The sequence below is a fragment of the Acinetobacter sp. YH12137 genome, from assembly GCF_013418535.1.
Lineage (GTDB): Bacteria > Pseudomonadota > Gammaproteobacteria > Pseudomonadales > Moraxellaceae > Acinetobacter.
Genome location: NZ_VPBW01000034.1, coordinates 1 through 18,396, shown reverse-complemented (window position 1 = coordinate 18,396; position 18,396 = coordinate 1). Strand labels below are relative to the sequence as shown.

The window sequence follows — 18,396 nt, the reverse complement described above, 5'->3', positions numbered from 1 at the left end:
GCAGTAAAAGAGGATAACCAATGCTCGATAAACGTTATCAGGTGTTTATCTCCACCTCTGGTGCAGAAATGCAGCCAGAGCGGATCATCTTGTCACAAACTTTGGTCGGCATGGGTTTCTTTTCCTGGGGGCTGGAACAACGCACTCCTTTAAATACTGCATTTGCACGTCGCCAGATTGATGATTGTGATTATGTGGTGATTCTGCTGGGTAGCCAGTATGGCGAGCAGTCGGTTTCCGGTGTAGGTTATATGCATCTGGAATACATTTACGCTGTGACCAAGCAGAAACCGATTATTGTGTTTATGCATGAAGATCCGGCTTCACGTGATCCTTCATTGCACGATACCAAACCTGAATTACAAGAAAAATTTAAAGAATTTCGTCAGTTATTGCAGCAGGAAGCTGATCAGGTCTTTTGCTATCGTACCTTGCGCGATCTGGAAATGGCGGTACGTTTGAACATGCCGCAAATGCTGGAACGTTATCCGGTAAGTGGCTGGGTACGTCCTCAGAATACTCAAGCCTTGCATGACGAGATTGACCAGCTCAAAGCTAAAGTGGCCCAACTGGAACGCGATGGGGGGACACGTGAAGTGGATCCTTTCCTGAGCCTGCCGAAAGTGTCTATGCATGAAGTTTTCTCCTTCGAATACCGTATGCATGCTTATCAGGATGGTAACTTTAAAGAATTAAAAGTTCAGAAAAGACTGACCTGGGCACAATTGCTGGCTATTCTCGGCTCTACCTTCATTAATCCAACGCCAGAGGAATTTTTCTCCAAGCGTATGAATGAGTATTTGAATGAAACCGGTCTGGAAGATGCACGAGCGGAAATGCCGCGTGCACATGCTGTAGCCCGTGCCCAGATTAATATTCGTGCCCTGCATAGCCTGAAATTGCAGATGCGCCAGAATGACTGGATTGTGCCGTCAGGCCGTGATGACCGTCAGCGTCTGCTTTGGCAGATTACGCCTAAGGCACAAAAACTGCTGGATAGTAACTTGCTGGATAAAGATCGTACTTTTCAATATAAGTCAGTGTATTAATCCATATAGAGAATAAGTAAAAAGCTGTTAAAGTAAGCGGGTTGATACCACGACGGGTGTACTGCATGTTTTCTACAGCTAAACCGAAAGTTACAATTATATTGGCAAATTTAGGCACACCTGATGCACCGACTGTGCCGGCAGTACGCGATTTCCTGAAGCAGTTTTTATCTGATCAGCGTGTCATTGAAATTCCCAAGCCGATCTGGCAACTCATCCTGCGTTTATTTATTTTACCGTTCCGTCCCAAGCGAGTTTCCCAGGCTTATGCACAGGTCTGGGGTCAGGATTCACCGATGCGTGAGATTCTTTTGCAGCAGGTGAGTCAAGTAAAGGCCAAACTCATTGAACAATATCCGCAATTTGAGCTAAATGTGGTGCCTGCCATGACCTATGGCAATCCCAATATTCAGGCTGTCCTTGATCAGATTTCGGTTCAACCGCAAGATCACATTATTCTGTTTCCGTTATTTCCCCAGTATTCAGCGACCTCTACCGCACCTCTGTATGATGCAGTCGCAAAATGGGTATTGAAACAGCGCAATTTACCTGGTCTGTCGATTATCCGCGATTATTTTCAGCATCCTTTATTTATTCAGTCACTGGCACAAAGTGTTCGGGATTATCAGGCGATTCATGGCCAGCCGGAAAAACTGTTGATGTCATTTCATGGTATCCCGCAACCCTATGCCGATAAAGGTGATCCTTATGCGGATCGTTGCCGGATCACAGGCAAACTGGTTGCAGAAGCTTTAGGTCTATCTGAAGATCAGTATGCAATTAGTTTCCAGTCCCGGTTTGGTAAACAGGAGTGGGTTAAGCCTTATACGGATGCCTTAATTGAAGAGTGGGGCAAACAGGGCGTGAAATCAATTCAGGTGATGAGTCCGGCTTTCTCGGCCGACTGTTTGGAAACACTGGAAGAGCTGGCTATGGAAAATGGGGAGACCTTCAAGGCCAATGGCGGGGAAAGCTACAGTTATATTCCGGCTTTGAACAACCGTGAAGATCATGTGCAATTGCTCAATACGCTGTTACAGGCTAATCTTGAAGCATTGAATCAGACGCTTGCCCATTAATCTTTTGAGGTTTCTTATCCTATGTTACAAGTCAAAATTGTTCCTGTGACTGCATTTCAGCAAAACTGCTCGATTCTTTGGGATAGCGACAGTAAAGAGGCTGTTTTGATTGATGCAGGGGGCGAACCTGAAAAATTAAAAGCGGAAGTAGAAGCACTGGGCTTAACGGTCAAGGCTTTATGGCTGACTCATGGCCATCTCGATCATGCTGGAGCAGTTGGTGCTTTAAAAAAAGTTTGGGATGTGCCGGTGATTGGTCCGCATAAGGACGATGCATTCTGGCTGGATATGATTCAGGAAGTGTCTACCCGTTACGGTTTTCCGATTCCGGAAAAAGTAGAAGTCACGCAATGGCTGGAAGGTGGAGAAGTTCTCAAGCTAGGTGATGAAGAGTTTGAAGTACGTTTTGCCCCAGGCCATACTCCAGGTCATGTAATGTTCTATAACAAGAATCATGCTTTGTTATGGACAGGGGATGTACTGTTTAAAGGCTCAATTGGACGGACAGATTTCCCGCGTGGCGATCATCAGCAGTTACTCGATTCAATCCAGCGCGAATGTTTTAGCCTGCCGGATGAAACCCGGTTTATTTCAGGACATGGTCCGATCAGCAATATTGGTTTTGAAAAACAGCATAATCCTTTCGTTGCGGGAAAAGCAGGTTAAAGTAGGTGAAAAGATCAGCCTAGCTGGTCTTTTTATTTGCTAAAAGGATTATTTAAAGACTGACGGGTTTGTGCGTAGATCAGCCAAGTCATAATGGCAAGGAGAATTCCAACAACAATAAATAAGCCATCCTGCTGGAAAATGCCTATCCCTAATGACAATATCGCAAGTATTCCTACCCCAATTAAAATGATCTTTAGAATAATGTAGCCCATGTTCTTGCTCTAAAATAATGTGATATTTCTGCGTAAGAACATAGTATTAAACTGGCATATGTGCTGTTAACTTGTGTTGGTTTTCTACAAGCCTTTTATAAAAATCATGTGATTATTTAGGATATGCTTAATGTGATAGGATATTTTAAAAGGTTCAGTCTTCTTCAGAAGATTCAGTTGTTGGAGCATCTTGGGTTGGCAGTTTGTATTCCTCACTGGCCCAAGCGCCTAGATCAATCATTTTGCAGCGTTCCGAGCAGAAAGGACGAAATTCATTATTTTCCCAAGTGGTCAGTTTGCCACAGCGTGGACATTTTAAAGTGGTTGACATCAGCGCACTCCCTAGAAAAATAAAGCTTCGATTAGGCAAATATAACTGCACTTGTTAGACTTATACAGTTTTTATTAGTTTGATCTGATTATGTCGATTCGTCAATTTCAAGCACAGCGTATGCATGCGCCTCGTGATTTCCAAAGTATCAGTTCTGAACCGGTTTGTGTGGAAATCGGTGCGGGCAAAGGTAAACACGCATTGCTCTTTACCCAGATCAATCCAGACAGCAAGCTGATTGCGATCGAACGGACTCGAGAGAAATTTTTAGCCATGCAAAAACAGCATGCGCTGGAAGGACAACCGAATTTACAGACAGTTCATGCCGATGCCTTGCCTTGGATTGTGCATGCTCTCTATCCAGCGCAAGTCGAACAGTTTTTTATTTTATATCCGAACCCTGAGCCGCATAACCCGGCGCAGCGCTGGTTGAATATGCCATTTTTTGAGTTTTTATTATCGCGTTTAAAAACCGGTGGCACGATTACTTTAGCCAGCAATATTCCTGAATATATTGATGAAGCAGAACAGCAGGTTCAAAACCTGTGGAAGCTGCCTTTCGTTAAAGAAGTCATTGGCCAAGACTCGGCAAGAACTCATTTTGAAATTAAATATCTAGAGCGTGGTGAGTTGTGCCAGCAATTGATTATTAGTAAACCGGAAGGCTATACAACACGTTTTGATGAGTTTCAGCCGCTACAAGGGCAGAATGCGAGTTCAGCGGAATAAGCCATGACGAAGCACATTGCAATTGTGGGTGCTGGCCCGGCAGGCTTGATGGCTGCAGAAGTTCTGAGCCAGTCTGATTATGAAGTTCATGTGTTTGAACAGAAGCCTTCGGCTGCCCGTAAATTCCTGATGGCTGGGAAAACCGGCCTAAATATTTCTCATGCCGAACCCGTCGAGCAGTTTGTGCAGCGTTATGATCAGGTAGACTGGTTAGAACCTTGGATCAAACGCTGGGATGCGATATGGATTCAAAACTGGATGAAAGATCTTGGCATTGAACCTTATATTGGTTCTTCAGGTCGAGTTTTTCCTACAGAAATGAAAGCCGCTCCACTATTGCGTGTCTGGTTAAAACGTTTAACTGAGCAAGGGGTACAATTTCATTATCGTCATCAAATTCTAGATCTGAAAAATCATCAGCTACAGATCCATGATTTAAAAAATGATTGCGCATTCACAGAAAACTTTGATGCGATTGTTTTGGCTTGTGGTGCAGTGTCATGGTCAAAACTCGGCAGTGATGGGAAATGGCAAGCATGGCTTGATTGCAGCGAGATTGAACCTTTTCAAGCCAGTAATGCGGGTGTGGAATATCCATGGTCCAAGTTTATGCAGCCAATCTTCGGTCAGCCCCTAAAACGGGTCGAGGCTTGGGTTGATGGCGGTGACAAGACCATGGGAGATATCGTGATCAGTCACTATGGTCTGGAAAGTGGTCTAATCTATAAACAGGACCGGGGACTGCGTCAACAGCTGAAACAGGGTCAGCCAATGCAGCTGAATCTGGATCTTTTTCCGGATCAAACCTTAGAGCAGCTGGCTAAAAAATTACAGCCAAGTAAAAAGCAGTCTTTGAATAATATCTGGCGGAAAGCAGGTCTGGATGGTGCAAAAGCTGCTCTGGTGCGTGAACTGTTACCAAAGCCACTTTGGCAAAATGCTACTGAATTAGCACAGCAGATTAAGCAATTGAAAATTCCTTTAACAGGTTTCCGTCCTATACAGGAAGCGATTAGCTGTGCAGGTGGTGTTAAACGCGAGGTTCTGTCAGAGCAGCTTCAGCTTAAATCCAATCCACATGTGTTCTTATGTGGTGAGATGCTGGACTGGGATGCGCCTACAGGGGGTTACTTGCTGACAGCCTGTTTTGCCACTGGACGAGCAGCCGCAGAAGGGGTGCAGCAATATTTAGTTCAAGCTCAATAATACGCATTCTTCAGAAAGTGAAAGTTAAATCTTAGAACTGCATATAAAATTTCAGGAAGCGTCCGCTTCCTGAAATGTATTATTTATTGTGCTGGGGCTTTATTTGCGGTGGTCATCTCCGGATATTGCGAACGCCAGCGTTCCAGTTGCTCTTGGGCATGTAGATATTTGCCCAGACCTTTTACATTTTCACTGGCTTCATTTACGGTAGAGGCCTGAGATTTCGGACTATTCACCAGTTTTTCCTGATGTTCCCAGTATTGATACATCAAACCCTGAATATAACGGCCCTGTTCAGTTTTAAGCTCCAGATCTTTGAGCATATTTAGCGAAGACTGGACATGATCGCGTTGACGTTGCTGGACAAATTCCGGAGTCAGATTGTCATCATTGCGCATGCCATTGAGCTCAGCTTCCAGATCCGCGCTCATTTCCTGGAAACGTTCTTCATAGTCATTCAAGACAGCAATATCATGGGGATCATCTTCCGTTTTAGGGAAGTTTTTCACGGGTCCAGTTTTCAATTCCTGCATGATTTCCTCTGATGCAGAGTCTTCCGTTGCCTGCTGTTCTACAGATTGTGAACTTTTCTGGTCACAGGCCATCAAAAACATGGCGGCAGTGAAAAGTGCAGTTCGTGACATCAATTGAATCGTGTGCATGATTGAATCCTGTTCCTAATTATTTTTCTTGAATACATAAACATAGGTGACATAAGGGAAATTAATCATATCTTCTGCACCCTTGTCCGTATAGTTTTTGATAATTTGTTCGAATTGCTGCTTGAGCTGCTGTTGCTGTTCTTTTGGTAGTGCCGCAATAAAGCTGGTTGACAATAAGCGTTTGGAAACCACCTGCTCGACAGGGCCATGCTGTAGCTGTTGCATTTGCGTTTCAGCATAAGGCTGAAAGACATTCTGTTCTTCAAATACTTTACGCCAGGCACCACTATGATAGCGTGGTGTATCGCCTTCCAGTGGTGCAATGCAATCTGCCAGAGCTTTGACCCAGTCGACTGTGATATCACGCTGGTTCCAGACCAATACCAGAAAGCCTTGAGGTTTAAGTACCCGATCCAGCTCCTTTAAGGTCTCTAGATTGGCAAACCAGTGAAATGACTGTGCACAAAACACGGCATTCACGCTATGATCGGGCAGGGGAAGCTGGTGGCTCATCCCTTCAAGGGTATGAATATCCGGATGTGCCAGTTTTAACTGGGCCAGCATTTCAGGGACAGGATCAATGGCGGTGATGTGGCTGCTGAGTGGAAGCAAATAGGCAATAAATTTACCTGTTCCTGTTCCCAAATCAACAAGATCTGCATCTACAGGCAATGACAGTGTCTCGGCAAGCCATGGGCTAAGATCTGCCGGATAGTCAGGGCGTACCTGCTGATAAAGCTCAGCCGCTGTACTAAACCCTTGTTGAGCTGCAGGATGCAGTGATTGTGTCATATTTTGCGCTTTTTAATCTTTTTCATCGATATAAAATAGCATATTCACTTTTTCGGCCCTATTCATTGAGTGAATTGTTGCCGAAAAGTTAGATTCACCAGCACGGGAAAGTTATGGATAAGCAGATTGTTTTTGAAGATGAGCATATACGCGCAATTTTTATGCCGGGGTCATCTTCAGAATTGATTTTTTCATTTGGAGATTTGATTACCCGTGCCAAGGGCTTGAGCATCAATGCCGAAAAATCATTAGCGAAATTTGAATTTAATGTTTTGGGAATCATGCCCAAACATAAATCCTGGTTTCCAAAAAGTTCCATGTGGAACATGTTGCAAGCCATTGCCGAGCTGATTGCACCGTTTCAGCAGCGCATTGCCTATGGTGGCTCCATGGGTGGCTATGCTGCGATTAAATATTCCAATCTGCTGAATGTTCAGCGAGTGGTCGCGATGGTGCCGCAATATTCGATTGATCCGGAAGATGTCGAAGATGCCCGCTACAACATGTTTTACCAGCCCGAGCTGAATGAAGGCATGCGGATTGAGGCAGAAGATGTCAGTCCGGAACGGGAATATATTCTGGTATATGACCCGTATTGCACCGAAGACCGGGTACATTACCTGAAACTAGAAGCCGTACTTCCGCAGCATCATGTACTGCATCTGCCATTTACCGGCCATGACGCCATCGCTGTTCTGGCCAGCTCCGAGCTGCTGTATGACTTTTTATTGCATGAATATGATGAAAGTTATTTCTACCAGAAAATGCGCCGGGTCAAAAAAAACAGCAAGTTCTACTATCGCAAGGTGATTGAGAATATCTTGCCGAGGCATCGTTTTGCTTTAGGACGTATCCTGAAAAATAATGATCTGTTGCTGGATACTCAATTTTTTGATGCAGCCCAGAAACAGGTGATTTTGCGTGAATTGCTGAGTAATAAACAGGTGGATCAGCAGGATCTGCTTAAGCTCGGAATTCACGTCAATCTGCCGCAGGAAAAGCGCCAGTTATTGCTCGATGCCTATGGACATGCACTGGTCTTTAACGTCATCAGCAACAAGATCGAAAGCTATACCGGTGATGCGATTGCACTGAACCATAAATTCCTGATTCCAATCTATGCCAAAGGTAATGGCTTGCTGACCATCAATCTGAATGATGAACGTTATCTGGTAGTGATGAATGACCGGCATATCATGAAACTGGTCAAGGAGCAGGATGAATTAAATGTAGGCATGCATCCGATTATTATGAAACGCTATGCTGATTTTTATATGTTCAGCTATAAACATCTGAATTTGCATACAGATGAATACGGCGCTTCCGGTTTCGTTGACGCAAGTGACAAAAATACACAGTTTGTGACACGAAGTGAAATGAACTAACCAAAAAATTTATCTAAAAAACAAATACTTGACTTATATTTGCTAAGGCCTAATATGGTCTTAGGCGGTATGAAAAATAGTCACACCGCTCCCGGTTGTTTATATGACAAGGGAGTAAATATATGCAATCCAAACAAGTTACAAGTATTTGTTTTATTCTTGGACTGATGCTGCCTAATTTTGCACACGCGGAAAGTGTGCATCCTGCAGTGATCTTACTCAGTTCTTCTCTTATTTTTCTGATCTTTCTCAGTGTATATGTGATTTATAAGGTGCGCCGTTCTCTGCGTAACCATATTGATAAGTCTGTAGATTAACCACTTCTGACAGTAAGTTGCTTGAAAACCCTGCAGGACTTGTTTTAAATGGCAATCAAAATAAATTGTCAAACAAGGTTGAGGGTAGAGTCATGAAAGCCGCTTATTTAGATTATGCTTCTTTAGACCAACAGGATTTGGACTTTCAGGCACTTCATGCAGTATTTGACCAGTTGGTCTTATACCCGGCCACATCGGCTGCAGAGATTCAGTCCCGTGTGGCCGATGTCGATGTCATCATTACCAACAAAGTCATGATTGACGCGGCAACCATCCAGCAATGTCCTCAACTGAAACTGATCCTGATTTCTGCTACGGGCACCAATAATGTCGATCTGGGTGCGGCCAAGGCACGTGGTATTGTGGTGTGTAACTGTCAGGCTTATGGCACCTCTGCCGTCGCTCAGCATACCCTTATGCTAATGCTCAACCTGGCTACATCATTCCTGACCTATCAGCGTGCGGTACAGCAGGGCGAATGGCAGAAAGCCAGCCAGTTCTGTCTATTGGGTGCACCTATTGTGGAGCTGGCAGGCAAGACCTTAGGTATTGTTGGTTATGGTGAGCTGGGCCATGCAGTTGCCAGACTGGCAGAAGCCTTTGGCATGAAGGTACTGATTGCCGCTTTGCCCAACCGTCCGGCAGATGATTCCCGTATTCCATTTGCCGAGCTATTGCCACAAGTGGATTTTTTAAGCCTGCATTGTCCTTTAACGGAAGATACCCGTCATTTAATCAGTCATGCCGAACTGGATGCGATGAAACCAAGCGCATTTTTAATTAACTGTGCGCGTGGCGGAATCGTCGATGAACAGGCGTTGGCTCAAGCCTTACGCGAAGGCAAAATTGCCGGTGCTGCGACGGATGTACTAACTGTTGAGCCACCGAAAGAGGGCAATGTATTGCTTGATGCTTCAATTCCTAACCTGATCGTTACACCGCACAATGCCTGGGGCAGTGTCGATGCCCGTCAACGCATTGTGGATCAGATGGTGGAAAATGTAGCGGCCTTTAAGCAGGGTCAGCCTATCCGTCAGGTAAATTAAAAAATTATCAAATAAAAACCAAATGCTGATCAAATTCGATCAGCATTTTTTTCGATTTTCTGGCGTAATGTATTTATCTAATAGTTTTAAAAATTCACTCTGAACCAGTGCAGACCGAGGGTTAAATATAATTTCCTGATAGACGCGCTTAAATTCGGGTACCCGTTCATCGGGACGCTTGTCATAAGATGTTCGATAATGGGTTTCAAACATATAAATCAGATGATTCTGCGAAAAATAAGCAGTTCGATAGCTATAAATGTCATCTCCTTGAGTCCCGATTCTTAATTTACACATATCCTTGATCCGATACAGGTCGGCATTATTGCCAGAGGCGGGCCTAAATTCAGCTTCCTCCAAGTGTTCTATATGCTGGATTTTTTCGCCTTCGGTTTTATGGTTATAAGGATTCGCACTAGACAGGCTCGGGATGGAGGATAATTCATCATCAATCGCAGCAATTGAGGTCACGGTTTCACCTGAAACCAGTAAAGTGATGTACAGGATGGCTACACCACACAGAATGCCGGCGATAAAGCTGAGGAGAATTTTTTTCATTTTTATTATCTTCTCATGATTTTATTTGAGTTCAGTCTAAAGAAAGACTCAACTATCTTCAATGCTTAAAAGAAAAAGCCCGTAATGGGCTTTTTTCAATGCGATGATTTAAAGATCATCTACTGCATAACTGGTCGCTGTACCGGAACTTGACTGGGGCTGTGATACCGATGAATTTTGAGTTGCGGTAGATGGCTGACTCAAAGGCTGCTGCACGATCGGTGCCTGTTGTGAATTGCCGCGCCAGACTTCTCGGGTTTGCTGAATTTTCTGACCCGTTTGCTGTGCTGCCTGAGTCGCACCCTGATCTACTTTCTGGATGGTATCTGATGCTGCAGACTTGGTATTGCCCCAGGCACGGTCTACACCCGGTTTGATTTTGGCAATGCCTTTTTCAGTGACTTCACCTACTTTTTCAGCGGTATTGATAACGCCTTCCTGTGCTTTATAGGCAAACACATGCAGCAGGTTCGGATTCTCACCATAAGGTGCAATCGGTTTGTTGGTCTGAGTGGTTTCGGTCTGTGCAAATACAGGTGCGCAGAACATTAAAGCTGTCGTTAAAATAATTGGGGTTTTGATATTCATTATGGATCGACCTCGAATTCGTCAAAGAGCGGTCTGAGTTTGGTTTTCAGTGTAACGGATAATCAGCCAAAAACAATGAATAAGCTATGGAGAGAGTATAGGTTCAGCGTAGTTTGATGCGAGGATCTTATAATTTTTAAAAGGAAGAAAAGGCAGTTTAAATCAGAAGAAAAATTAAATTTCTGTTCATTCAAATAAATAGCCCTATTTTCATCATAAAAACAGGGCGATCTATTTAATCACATTGAGTTAGGGCATCTTTAGCAAAATGATTGCGCAGAATTACAAAGTTCTTTTGTACTGCCGTATCGTGCAGGTCAAATTTTTGTGCCGTGCTGGTACCGTCACGCTGGAAAGTTGCTGAACCGGCATCAATCAGGGTCAGGCCTTTAAATGACCATTGTTCAACTGAACGGTTGTTGCCGATGTCGCCAGTAAATTCAATCACGCATTTGTCGAGGAATTTGGTCAGTTTCGCCTTATTGTTGGTTGTTTCTGGAATAACTTCGAGATTTTGTACTTCCTGTAATACACCCAGTTCCAGCTGTGGAATGGTCGGTTGAGATGTACATGCTGTAAGTGCGATACCCGCAAGAGTCGTCATAATGAGTGTTTGAAATTTCATGCGCTTCTTTCTTGTTGAGTGTTGTTAGGGTGAGTATATGAAATATATAGGGATATGCCTATAGTTTTTGAGCTTAAGGGCTAAGGTGTATGGTCTGTTTTTTTTCGTGCATAGTTATATAGGATCACCAAAACGGTGATCATAATAAAGCTAAAAAAATGTAGCCAAAAAGTACGTTGAATCCCTGCAAATACTAAAATTTCAGTGATGATTGGGGGGAGAATACCAATCATCAAATATTGAGCTATTGAAAGGGATTTTCTATTTTTCATGGTTTTATTGTGATCTTATGGGAGATGTAAAGATCAGCTAATTTGACCTTTGACCCTAAGTAATCAAGCCTGAAGGACCGATTCGATCTTCACTTAAGTAATATTCACCTTTGTAATTTAGTAAGGTTAAAATATATTTTCTTAATAGATTACTTACATTATGGAAATCATTTTCAGCTTTTTCAAAGTAATTCTCATGTCCAAATGGAAATACTAAGCCCTCATGTATCAGATCGTTTCGATTTTTAAGGGAAAACTTAACCATAGGGTTGTCTCTAGATATTCCAATGTCTTCAAACATGCGCCTAGTCATTTCTGCTGAACCAACTTGCCCGAATTTTTTATGTATATATTGTTTCGTTTTTCTGGTAGGCGGGAAATAATTTTCTAAGTCTTTAGGTGCAAAATCTAAAGCAGGATAATCTTTATGTGAAAAATATCCTCTAGAGTATTTATATCCTTTATCTAAGGCAAATGTCTGCTTCAAATTTTCTATAGCAACGTAGTGAGAAATTAGAGAAATCTCATAAGCTAATGATGGGCGATATGCCTCACAAATATAGCCAAGATTACTGTTAATTGCCTTTTCGATTTTAGTTTTTTAAATGTTGGATAAACTTGCTCAATGAAGTATCTAATGTCTTGACCTCTATTTTCTATGATATTGTTTTTATTATTTATAGTACCTAAAGTGCCATGCCAATGTTCTCCGCTATCGTATTTATAACCAGCTCTGCAAACATATGATTGCTGACAAAATGAAAGTAACCAACAAAGATCATCAATAATTTGTAATATAGATTCAATTTCCGTGGATTGAACATTCAGTATTTTTACTACTGTTGTGATTTTTTGCTGGTTTAGAAATTTATATTGGTTAAAGTGAATATCAATTTGTTTGAATTCAAAAATATATCCTTCACACTTAATAATTGTTGTATTTCTAGAGCGTCTTGTTTCAGAAATATTTGAAAAATCCTCCCCCACCATGAATAGATTGAATAAAAAGATTTCTAGTGTTTTCATAGCAATATTAATAAAAAACCCCACTAATTTATAGCGGGGTTTCGTGTATTTTACAACCAATTAGGTTTTAGTGTTGAAGCACTGAAATATCCGCAACTTTAGTGAACAGGTCACGAAGCTGAGCAAGCAGACGTAAACGGTTTGCTTTTAGTTCAGCATCATCCGCCATCACCATGACGCCGTCAAAGAACGCATCTACTGGTGCGCGTAAGGCAGCCAATGCAGATAACGCAGCAGTGTAATCTTTAGAAGCAAACAGCGGCTCAACCACTGGTGTGATTTTCGCAAGTTCAGCAAATAATGCTTTTTCAGCATCTTCCACCAGATTGGCTTCAACCACAGCACCTTCAGGTGCAGCTTCTTTGGCAAGGATGTTGGCAACACGTTTGTTGGCAGCAGCAAGTGCAGCAGCTTCAGGCAATGCACGGAAGTGATTTACCGCATTTACACGCTTGTCAAAATCAAGAGGTGATTTAGGTGACAGTGCTTGAACAGCCTGGATCACGTCAACATCAACGCCTTGGTCTTCGTATTTCGCACGGTAACGACCTTCAAGGAATGCAACTGCATCTGTCAAAGTCTTCTCATGGTCTTTCAATACATCGCCATAAGCAGCTAGAGCCAGTTTGATCAGGTCTTCAATGGATACATCAAGTTCGTTTTCAGTCACCAGACGCAGGATACCAATCGCAGAACGACGTAGCGCAAATGGGTCTTTAGAACCTGTTGGTGCCTGACCGATACCGAAAATACCAGTCAAGGTATCTAAACGATCCGCAAGAGCAATCGTTGTACCAGTTTTAGTCTTAGGCAGAACGTCACCCGCGAATTTAGGTAAATACTGCTCACCTAAAGATTCAGCCACTTCATCATTTTCACCTTCAAGACGCGCGTAGTAAGTACCGGCGATGCCTTGAAGTTCAGGGAATTCACCTACTAATTCAGAAGTTAAGTCGCATTTTGCAAGAAGAGCCGCTTTTTCAGCATCTTCAGCTTTTGCACCTGTAATCGGAGCCAGCGCGACAGCCAGTTTGGCAATACGTTCAGACTTGTTCCACAAAGTACCCAGTTGTGCCTGGAATACCATGTTGGCCAGTTTCTCTTTACGAGACGCAAGCGGTTGTTTCTGGTCTTGCAGGAAGAAGAATTCTGCATCTGACAGACGCGGACGAACTACTTTTTCGTTACCTTCAATGATTTGAGTCGGATCTTTAGACTCAATATTAGAAACGGTAATGAAGTAAGGCTGTAATTTGTTTTCAGCATTCACCAGACAGAAATACTTCTGGTTGTCCTGCATGGTAGTGATCAGCGCTTCTTGTGGAACTGCAAGGAAGCGTTCTTCGAAGCTGGCACGTAATGCAACCGGCCATTCAACCAGTGCAGTGACTTCGTCACGGAGATCCGCAGGAACAATGGCAATCGCATTCACTTCATCAGCCAGCGCTTTGACTTGCTGATCGATGATTGCTTGACGCTCTTCAAAAGACGCAATCACTTTCGCAGCGCGCAGGGCATCCAGATACGCATCTGCATTGGCCAGAATAATCGCTTCAGGCGCATGGAAACGGTGGCCATAAGTCACGTTGCCTGCTTTATGATCCTGAATGGTTGCATCAATCACATTGCTGTCTTTTAACAAGACCACCCATTTTACCGGACGAACGAATTCAGTACGGCTAGCAGCAGAACGCATGCGTTTTGCGATTGGCAATTGATCCAGAGCATGTTGCAGGATTTGTGGCAGTAAAATGTCAAGGCTTTGGCCTTTCACATCTTTCAGGTAGCAGACTTTTTCAACTTTACCGGCCTGGAAAGTAGACACCTGATCAACCGTAATGCCTTGACCGCGCATAAAGCCTTCAAGTGCTTTGGTTGGTTTGCCTTCAGCATCATAAGCCGCTTGCACAGCAGGACCGTCAAAACGTTTTTGCGTATCCGCTTGAGCAGCATCAACATTTACGATTTTAAGTGCCAGACGACGTGGCGCTGCATAAGCTTCGATCGCATCGAAAGCCAGACCCGCATCTTTTAAGCCTTTTTCAGTTTCAGCTTTTAAAGCATCACGTAATTTTTTCAGGCTTTTTGGAGGAAGTTCTTCACAGCCAAGTTCAAATAAAACTGTATGTTTAGACATTATTTGTTCTCCGCTGATTTTTCTGCTTGAGCCGCTTCTGCTTCTACTTGAGCTTTAAGCTGAGCCAGGACTTCGTCACGTAGGTGAGGTTCTGCCATTGGGAAACCAAGTTTCGCACGTGCTGCTACATAACTGGTCGCAATTGAACGTGCCAAAGTACGCACACGCAGAATATAACGCTGACGTTCAGTCACAGAGATCGCGCCACGCGCATCTAACAGGTTAAAGCTGTGTGATGCTTTAATCACTTGCTCATAAGCAGGTAATGGCAGTTCAGCTTCGATTAAACGGGTCGCCTCAGCTTCGTAGAAATCGAACAGTTCGAACATTTTTTCTACTGGTGCATATTCGAAGTTATAAGTCGATTGTTCTACTTCATTTTGATGGAACACATCGCCATACGTCACAGTACCGAACTGACCTTTGGTCCAAACCAGATCGTAAACTGAGTCTACACCTTGCAGATACATCGCCAGACGTTCCAGACCATAAGTGATTTCACCGGTTACTGGGTAGCATTCAACACCACCGACTTGCTGGAAGTAAGTGAACTGAGTCACTTCCATGCCGTTCAGCCAAACTTCCCAGCCTAGACCCCATGCGCCCAGTGTTGGAGATTCCCAGTTATCTTCCACGAAACGGATGTCGTGAACTAAAGGATCAATACCGATTGCCTTTAAAGAATCTAGGTAAAGCTGCTGGATGTTGTCCGGGTTTGGCTTAAGCACAACCTGGAACTGGTAATAATGTTGCAGACGGTTCGGGTTCTCACCATAACGACCATCTTTCGGACGGCGTGATGGCTGAACATAAGCAGCATTCCAGGTTTCGGGACCTAACGCACGAAGGAAAGTTGCAGTGTGGAATGTCCCTGCACCCATTTCCATGTCGTAAGGCTGTAACACGACGCAGCCTTGCTCCGCCCAGTAGTTTTGTAAGGCAAGAATTAAGCCTTGGAAGGTATCAATATGCGATATGGCGCGACTCATGGTCATCCACTTAAAATTAGAGAAAAATTGTGCTTGATTATAAGGATTTTACAGGGGAGTGGCAAAGGGTTAATACGCTGAAAATATTTTGGAAAAAATTAAAATGGTCTTCATTCATGCCAGATTTTGCGCGGCTTTGCTGCAATTTTATGCTGGAATAGCAATGGGATGAGATCCAAAAATCAGGAATAAATCAGATGTATAGCATCCTGTTCACTGAAGCGCGATAAAGTTAAACTGATCTCATACGATTGCGGTCTTAGAATTAGTTTAATCTTCACACAATATAATAATGCCTAATAATAAGGAACTTCATGACCACTTACCAAATTCAGTGCCATTTAAAATACAAGATTGTGCAATCTACCGAATTTATTTTTATGGTTCAGGTCGCCCATCATCCCGATCAGAATATTCTCGGAGAACAGCTCACTATGAATATGCCGGTCAAGTGGCATGAATTTCAGGATGCTCAGCATCAAAACCGTCATATCCGGTTGCAACTCGAACCCTGTGAGGCATTTGAACTGAACTATAGCGCGACAGTTACCCGTCAGCCGAGCATTCCGAATGATCTGAGGCAAAACTTGAGTGAAGTCAAAATTCCAGACCTGCCGGATGAAGTACTACCTTATTTGCTGGCCAGCCGCTATTGCAATTCAGATTTATTACTAGAAATGGCGAAACGTTCATTTGGCTGGATGATACCCGGCTATACGCGTGTAAAAGCCATCGAACAGTGGATTTATAACAATATTTTTTATGTCTCTGGCTGTTCTGATCAGTTTACGACTGCAACGGATGTGCTGGTCCACCGAGCAGGTGTATGCCGTGACTTTGCTCATTTGGGCATTGCGCTGTGTCGTGCTTTAGGAATTCCGGCACGCATGGTGGTCGGTTATGTGGAAATTGAAAAATTTTTACCCGATTTTCATGCCATTTTTGAAGCCTATCTGGAAGGAGGGTGGGTGCAGTTTGATCCGACCCGTTTAGCCCCGGTCGACGAGCTGATTCGCATTGGTACTGGGGTAGATGCCGGAGATGTAGCATTTTCAACCTATTATGGTCAGGTCGAGCTGCTCAAAATCGAACCTCTGATTAAATCTGGTTCTCATAGCGAAGCTGAGACTAAAATCATCTGACATGAATGATCTTATTGAAAATCCTATGAGAGATTGAATAGTAAAATAGGACTAGATGGATGGTTTTTCTCTGGTGTGTGACTTAGCTTTTTAAACAGCATCCATTTAAGTGTAATTAAAAGATATAAAATAAATACATCTTTAAAGCGACTAGTTTTATAATGCGCAAAATCTGTAAACATTAAAATCAGGCGCGCCGTGTTCCATTCCAATCTCGACTGGCTCAATACCTTAAAACCGAATTTTAAAGTTCTTCCACTCAAGGACCGTTTACTCTGCGGTATTGGGGCACTACTGGGTCTCACGGTATCATCATTACTGAGTTTATGGATTCTGGGTGATTTTGAAGCCTGGTATATTGCGCCGATGGGGGCCTCATCTGTGCTGCTGTTTGCAGTTCCGGCCAGTCCCTTGGCACAGCCCTGGAATATTCTGGTAGGTAATACTATTGCTGCGGTAGTGGGTGTGACCTGTGCCTTGTTTATTGCCAGTCCGACGGAAGCTTTTAGTCTAGCGGTAGCTTTGGCTATTATCCTGATGATGACCACCGATTCCCTGCATCCACCGAGTGGTGCTGTGGCTATTACGGCGGTACTCGGCGGCAATGCGGTGCATGAACTCGGCTATGCTTTCGTTTTCTATCCGGTGCTGCTGAATTCGATCTTATTGATGGTAATTGCGATCGTCTTTAATCGAATGATTGGCAAGCGTTATCCGCAGCAGGCGCAATTGAATACCCGTTCCAAAGATCCGACCCCGACCCAGAAAGTCACTATTCAGCCGCAAGATATTCAGGAAGTACTAGATCAGCAAACCGAGCTGCTGGACATTAGTGAATATGACCTGCAAAAGATTATTCTGGAAGCGCAGGACCGAGCCAATGCCCGTGCGGTCAACCAGTTTACCTGTCAGGACATTATGACTAAAGACGTGGTGACCCTGCATGCCAATGATAATATTCAGCATGCACTGGATAAATTTAAAGAAATGAACCTGATGAGCCTGCCGGTGGTTAATGCGGAAGGCAAGCTGGTGGGAACGCTGGCCATGTATCAGGTGGTAGAATGGTTTAAACGTGCTGCAGATGTGCGCAGCAGCTGGGAACATCAGGTCAAACATATTATGACCCGCAAGGTAGTCACAGTGCAGCCATTGCAGCCGATTCAGGATCTGGTGCCCTATTTTGTGGAACGTTCTTTTAACTATATCCCGGTAGTGAGCGAGCAGCGTCTGGTCGGAATTATTAGCCGCGCAGATATTATCGCTGCCCTGAATCAGGAACTGAACCATTTTAAAATGAGAGCTTAAAGCTGTTTTGAATAGTTCTGAAAAAAAAGCACCCTCGGGCATTGCTGTCCCACAATTTTTCACAAGAGGAAGCTCAAATGAGCTTCCTCTTGTTTTATGGGTATTTTATCGGGTGAAAATAAAGCTTTTAAAGTTCTTCTTTCAAATAAATTCACTTGAATTATTCTGAGTAAACGTTGAACTGTCCAACCTGTTTTTCCTAAATGTTGAGCGAAACTCACCAATAAATAGGCGATCATCGCAATCCAGATTTGTGTCTGAATTGCGTTCCTGC

The 18,396-nt window shown here is 43.5% G+C and carries 21 protein-coding genes and 1 pseudogene; 10 read left to right on the top strand and 12 right to left on the bottom strand.

What is annotated here, in order from left to right:
* Nucleotides 1–20 precede the first annotated feature (20 nt).
* The 3 genes from FTU72_RS13255 (at nt 21) to FTU72_RS13245 (ending at nt 2,794) form a co-directional block, all read left to right on the top strand.
* Nucleotides 21–1,049: a DUF4062 domain-containing protein gene (locus FTU72_RS13255; RefSeq protein ID WP_034704817.1), complete on the top strand. Its 1,029-nt coding sequence runs from the start codon at nt 21–23 to the stop codon at nt 1,047–1,049.
* Nucleotides 1,050–1,114: 65 nt separating this feature from the next.
* The gene (gene hemH / locus FTU72_RS13250; RefSeq protein WP_180052987.1) at nt 1,115–2,128 is read left to right on the top strand and encodes a ferrochelatase; all 1,014 of its coding nucleotides are present in this window, start codon (nt 1,115–1,117) and stop codon (nt 2,126–2,128) included.
* 21 nt (nt 2,129–2,149) lie between these two features.
* On the top strand, nt 2,150–2,794 hold the full coding sequence (locus FTU72_RS13245; protein WP_179992858.1) for an MBL fold metallo-hydrolase: 645 nt from the start codon (nt 2,150–2,152) through the stop codon (nt 2,792–2,794).
* A 32-nt stretch (nt 2,795–2,826) separates the two neighbouring features.
* Here the strand turns inward: FTU72_RS13245 and FTU72_RS13240 are convergent, their stop codons facing one another.
* Nucleotides 2,827–3,009: a hypothetical protein gene (locus FTU72_RS13240; protein ID WP_004781764.1), complete on the bottom strand. Its 183-nt coding sequence runs from the start codon at nt 3,007–3,009 to the stop codon at nt 2,827–2,829.
* Nucleotides 3,010–3,163: 154 nt separating this feature from the next.
* On the bottom strand, nt 3,164–3,340 hold the full coding sequence (locus tag FTU72_RS13235) for a DNA gyrase inhibitor YacG (protein WP_180013324.1): 177 nt from the start codon (nt 3,338–3,340) through the stop codon (nt 3,164–3,166).
* An 84-nt stretch (nt 3,341–3,424) separates the two neighbouring features.
* Here FTU72_RS13235 and FTU72_RS13230 point away from each other — a divergent pair, with 84 nt between their 5' ends.
* Both FTU72_RS13230 and FTU72_RS13225 read left to right on the top strand, forming a co-directional pair.
* Nucleotides 3,425–4,069, top strand: coding sequence for an SAM-dependent methyltransferase (locus tag FTU72_RS13230; protein ID WP_171521881.1), 645 nt, complete (start codon nt 3,425–3,427; stop codon nt 4,067–4,069).
* 3 nt (nt 4,070–4,072) lie between these two features.
* Nucleotides 4,073–5,275: a TIGR03862 family flavoprotein gene (locus FTU72_RS13225; RefSeq protein ID WP_125278829.1), complete on the top strand. Its 1,203-nt coding sequence runs from the start codon at nt 4,073–4,075 to the stop codon at nt 5,273–5,275.
* Between the two features lie 83 nt (nt 5,276–5,358).
* On the opposite strand, the gene FTU72_RS13220 is transcribed toward FTU72_RS13225, so the two are convergent.
* On the bottom strand, nt 5,359–5,937 hold the full coding sequence (locus FTU72_RS13220) for a hypothetical protein (RefSeq protein ID WP_005232438.1): 579 nt from the start codon (nt 5,935–5,937) through the stop codon (nt 5,359–5,361).
* 15 nt (nt 5,938–5,952) lie between these two features.
* The gene (locus FTU72_RS13215; RefSeq protein ID WP_180052988.1) at nt 5,953–6,729 is read right to left on the bottom strand and encodes a class I SAM-dependent methyltransferase; all 777 of its coding nucleotides are present in this window, start codon (nt 6,727–6,729) and stop codon (nt 5,953–5,955) included.
* 113 nt (nt 6,730–6,842) lie between these two features.
* Here FTU72_RS13215 and FTU72_RS13210 point away from each other — a divergent pair, with 113 nt between their 5' ends.
* From FTU72_RS13210 to FTU72_RS13200, 3 genes are all read left to right on the top strand, one after another.
* Nucleotides 6,843–8,114, top strand: a complete 1,272-nt coding sequence (locus tag FTU72_RS13210) for a hypothetical protein (RefSeq protein ID WP_180018238.1) — start codon at nt 6,843–6,845, stop codon at nt 8,112–8,114.
* Between the two features lie 122 nt (nt 8,115–8,236).
* Nucleotides 8,237–8,431: a hypothetical protein gene (locus FTU72_RS13205; RefSeq protein WP_005232434.1), complete on the top strand. Its 195-nt coding sequence runs from the start codon at nt 8,237–8,239 to the stop codon at nt 8,429–8,431.
* Nucleotides 8,432–8,523: 92 nt separating this feature from the next.
* On the top strand, nt 8,524–9,477 hold the full coding sequence (locus FTU72_RS13200) for a 2-hydroxyacid dehydrogenase (protein WP_180052989.1): 954 nt from the start codon (nt 8,524–8,526) through the stop codon (nt 9,475–9,477).
* A gap of 39 nt (nt 9,478–9,516) precedes the next feature.
* Here FTU72_RS13200 and FTU72_RS13195 read toward each other — a convergent pair whose 3' ends face one another.
* The 7 genes from FTU72_RS13195 to glyQ form a co-directional block, all read right to left on the bottom strand.
* A complete protein-coding gene (locus FTU72_RS13195) occupies nt 9,517–10,035 on the bottom strand; it encodes a hypothetical protein (RefSeq protein WP_179992852.1) in 519 nt (172 codons plus the stop codon).
* Between the two features lie 108 nt (nt 10,036–10,143).
* Nucleotides 10,144–10,623, bottom strand: a complete 480-nt coding sequence (locus FTU72_RS13190; protein WP_005232430.1) for a hypothetical protein — start codon at nt 10,621–10,623, stop codon at nt 10,144–10,146.
* 235 nt (nt 10,624–10,858) lie between these two features.
* Complete coding sequence (locus FTU72_RS13185; RefSeq protein ID WP_180011895.1) at nt 10,859–11,248, bottom strand: hypothetical protein; 390 nt, start codon at nt 11,246–11,248, stop codon at nt 10,859–10,861.
* Nucleotides 11,249–11,575: 327 nt separating this feature from the next.
* Entirely contained in the window at nt 11,576–12,007 is a 432-nt protein-coding gene (locus FTU72_RS13180) for a hypothetical protein (protein WP_180052990.1), read from the bottom strand.
* 44 nt (nt 12,008–12,051) lie between these two features.
* Nucleotides 12,052–12,546, bottom strand: coding sequence for a hypothetical protein (locus tag FTU72_RS13175; RefSeq protein ID WP_180052991.1), 495 nt, complete (start codon nt 12,544–12,546; stop codon nt 12,052–12,054).
* A gap of 67 nt (nt 12,547–12,613) precedes the next feature.
* Nucleotides 12,614–14,683 carry a glycine--tRNA ligase subunit beta gene (gene glyS, locus FTU72_RS13170; RefSeq protein WP_180052992.1) on the bottom strand — a complete coding sequence of 690 codons (2,070 nt, stop codon included), beginning with the start codon at nt 14,681–14,683 and terminating at the stop codon, nt 12,614–12,616.
* Nucleotides 14,683–15,672, bottom strand: a complete 990-nt coding sequence (glyQ, locus tag FTU72_RS13165) for a glycine--tRNA ligase subunit alpha (RefSeq protein ID WP_005232423.1) — start codon at nt 15,670–15,672, stop codon at nt 14,683–14,685. The genes glyS and glyQ overlap by 1 nt, the downstream gene beginning before the upstream one ends.
* A gap of 314 nt (nt 15,673–15,986) precedes the next feature.
* Here glyQ and FTU72_RS13160 point away from each other — a divergent pair, with 314 nt between their 5' ends.
* The gene (locus tag FTU72_RS13160) at nt 15,987–16,814 is read left to right on the top strand and encodes a transglutaminase family protein (RefSeq protein ID WP_180052993.1); all 828 of its coding nucleotides are present in this window, start codon (nt 15,987–15,989) and stop codon (nt 16,812–16,814) included.
* Nucleotides 16,815–17,012: 198 nt separating this feature from the next.
* Entirely contained in the window at nt 17,013–18,122 is a 1,110-nt protein-coding gene (locus FTU72_RS13155) for an HPP family protein (protein ID WP_034704289.1), read from the top strand.
* Between the two features lie 59 nt (nt 18,123–18,181).
* Here FTU72_RS13155 and FTU72_RS13150 read toward each other — a convergent pair.
* Nucleotides 18,182–18,396: pseudogene (locus FTU72_RS13150) on the bottom strand (IS4 family transposase); the annotation flags it as partial.

Coding starts and splice junctions, on each gene's coding strand:
- FTU72_RS13225 (WP_125278829.1), top strand. CDS start 4,073: ATGACGAAGCACATTGCAATTGTGGGTGCTGGCCCGGCAGGCTTGATG.
- FTU72_RS13220 (WP_005232438.1), bottom strand. CDS start 5,937: ATGCACACGATTCAATTGATGTCACGAACTGCACTTTTCACTGCCGCC.
- FTU72_RS13195 (WP_179992852.1), bottom strand. CDS start 10,035: ATGAAAAAAATTCTCCTCAGCTTTATCGCCGGCATTCTGTGTGGTGTA.
- FTU72_RS13205 (WP_005232434.1), top strand. CDS start 8,237: ATGCAATCCAAACAAGTTACAAGTATTTGTTTTATTCTTGGACTGATG.
- FTU72_RS13245 (WP_179992858.1), top strand. CDS start 2,150: ATGTTACAAGTCAAAATTGTTCCTGTGACTGCATTTCAGCAAAACTGC.
- FTU72_RS13200 (WP_180052989.1), top strand. CDS start 8,524: ATGAAAGCCGCTTATTTAGATTATGCTTCTTTAGACCAACAGGATTTG.
- FTU72_RS13240 (WP_004781764.1), bottom strand. CDS start 3,009: ATGGGCTACATTATTCTAAAGATCATTTTAATTGGGGTAGGAATACTT.
- FTU72_RS13210 (WP_180018238.1), top strand. CDS start 6,843: ATGGATAAGCAGATTGTTTTTGAAGATGAGCATATACGCGCAATTTTT.
- FTU72_RS13235 (WP_180013324.1), bottom strand. CDS start 3,340: ATGTCAACCACTTTAAAATGTCCACGCTGTGGCAAACTGACCACTTGG.
- FTU72_RS13190 (WP_005232430.1), bottom strand. CDS start 10,623: ATGAATATCAAAACCCCAATTATTTTAACGACAGCTTTAATGTTCTGC.
- FTU72_RS13215 (WP_180052988.1), bottom strand. CDS start 6,729: ATGACACAATCACTGCATCCTGCAGCTCAACAAGGGTTTAGTACAGCG.
- glyS (WP_180052992.1), bottom strand. CDS start 14,683: ATGTCTAAACATACAGTTTTATTTGAACTTGGCTGTGAAGAACTTCCT.
- hemH (WP_180052987.1), top strand. CDS start 1,115: ATGTTTTCTACAGCTAAACCGAAAGTTACAATTATATTGGCAAATTTA.
- FTU72_RS13185 (WP_180011895.1), bottom strand. CDS start 11,248: ATGAAATTTCAAACACTCATTATGACGACTCTTGCGGGTATCGCACTT.
- glyQ (WP_005232423.1), bottom strand. CDS start 15,672: ATGAGTCGCGCCATATCGCATATTGATACCTTCCAAGGCTTAATTCTT.
- FTU72_RS13175 (WP_180052991.1), bottom strand. CDS start 12,546: ATGAAAACACTAGAAATCTTTTTATTCAATCTATTCATGGTGGGGGAG.
- FTU72_RS13255 (WP_034704817.1), top strand. CDS start 21: ATGCTCGATAAACGTTATCAGGTGTTTATCTCCACCTCTGGTGCAGAA.
- FTU72_RS13160 (WP_180052993.1), top strand. CDS start 15,987: ATGACCACTTACCAAATTCAGTGCCATTTAAAATACAAGATTGTGCAA.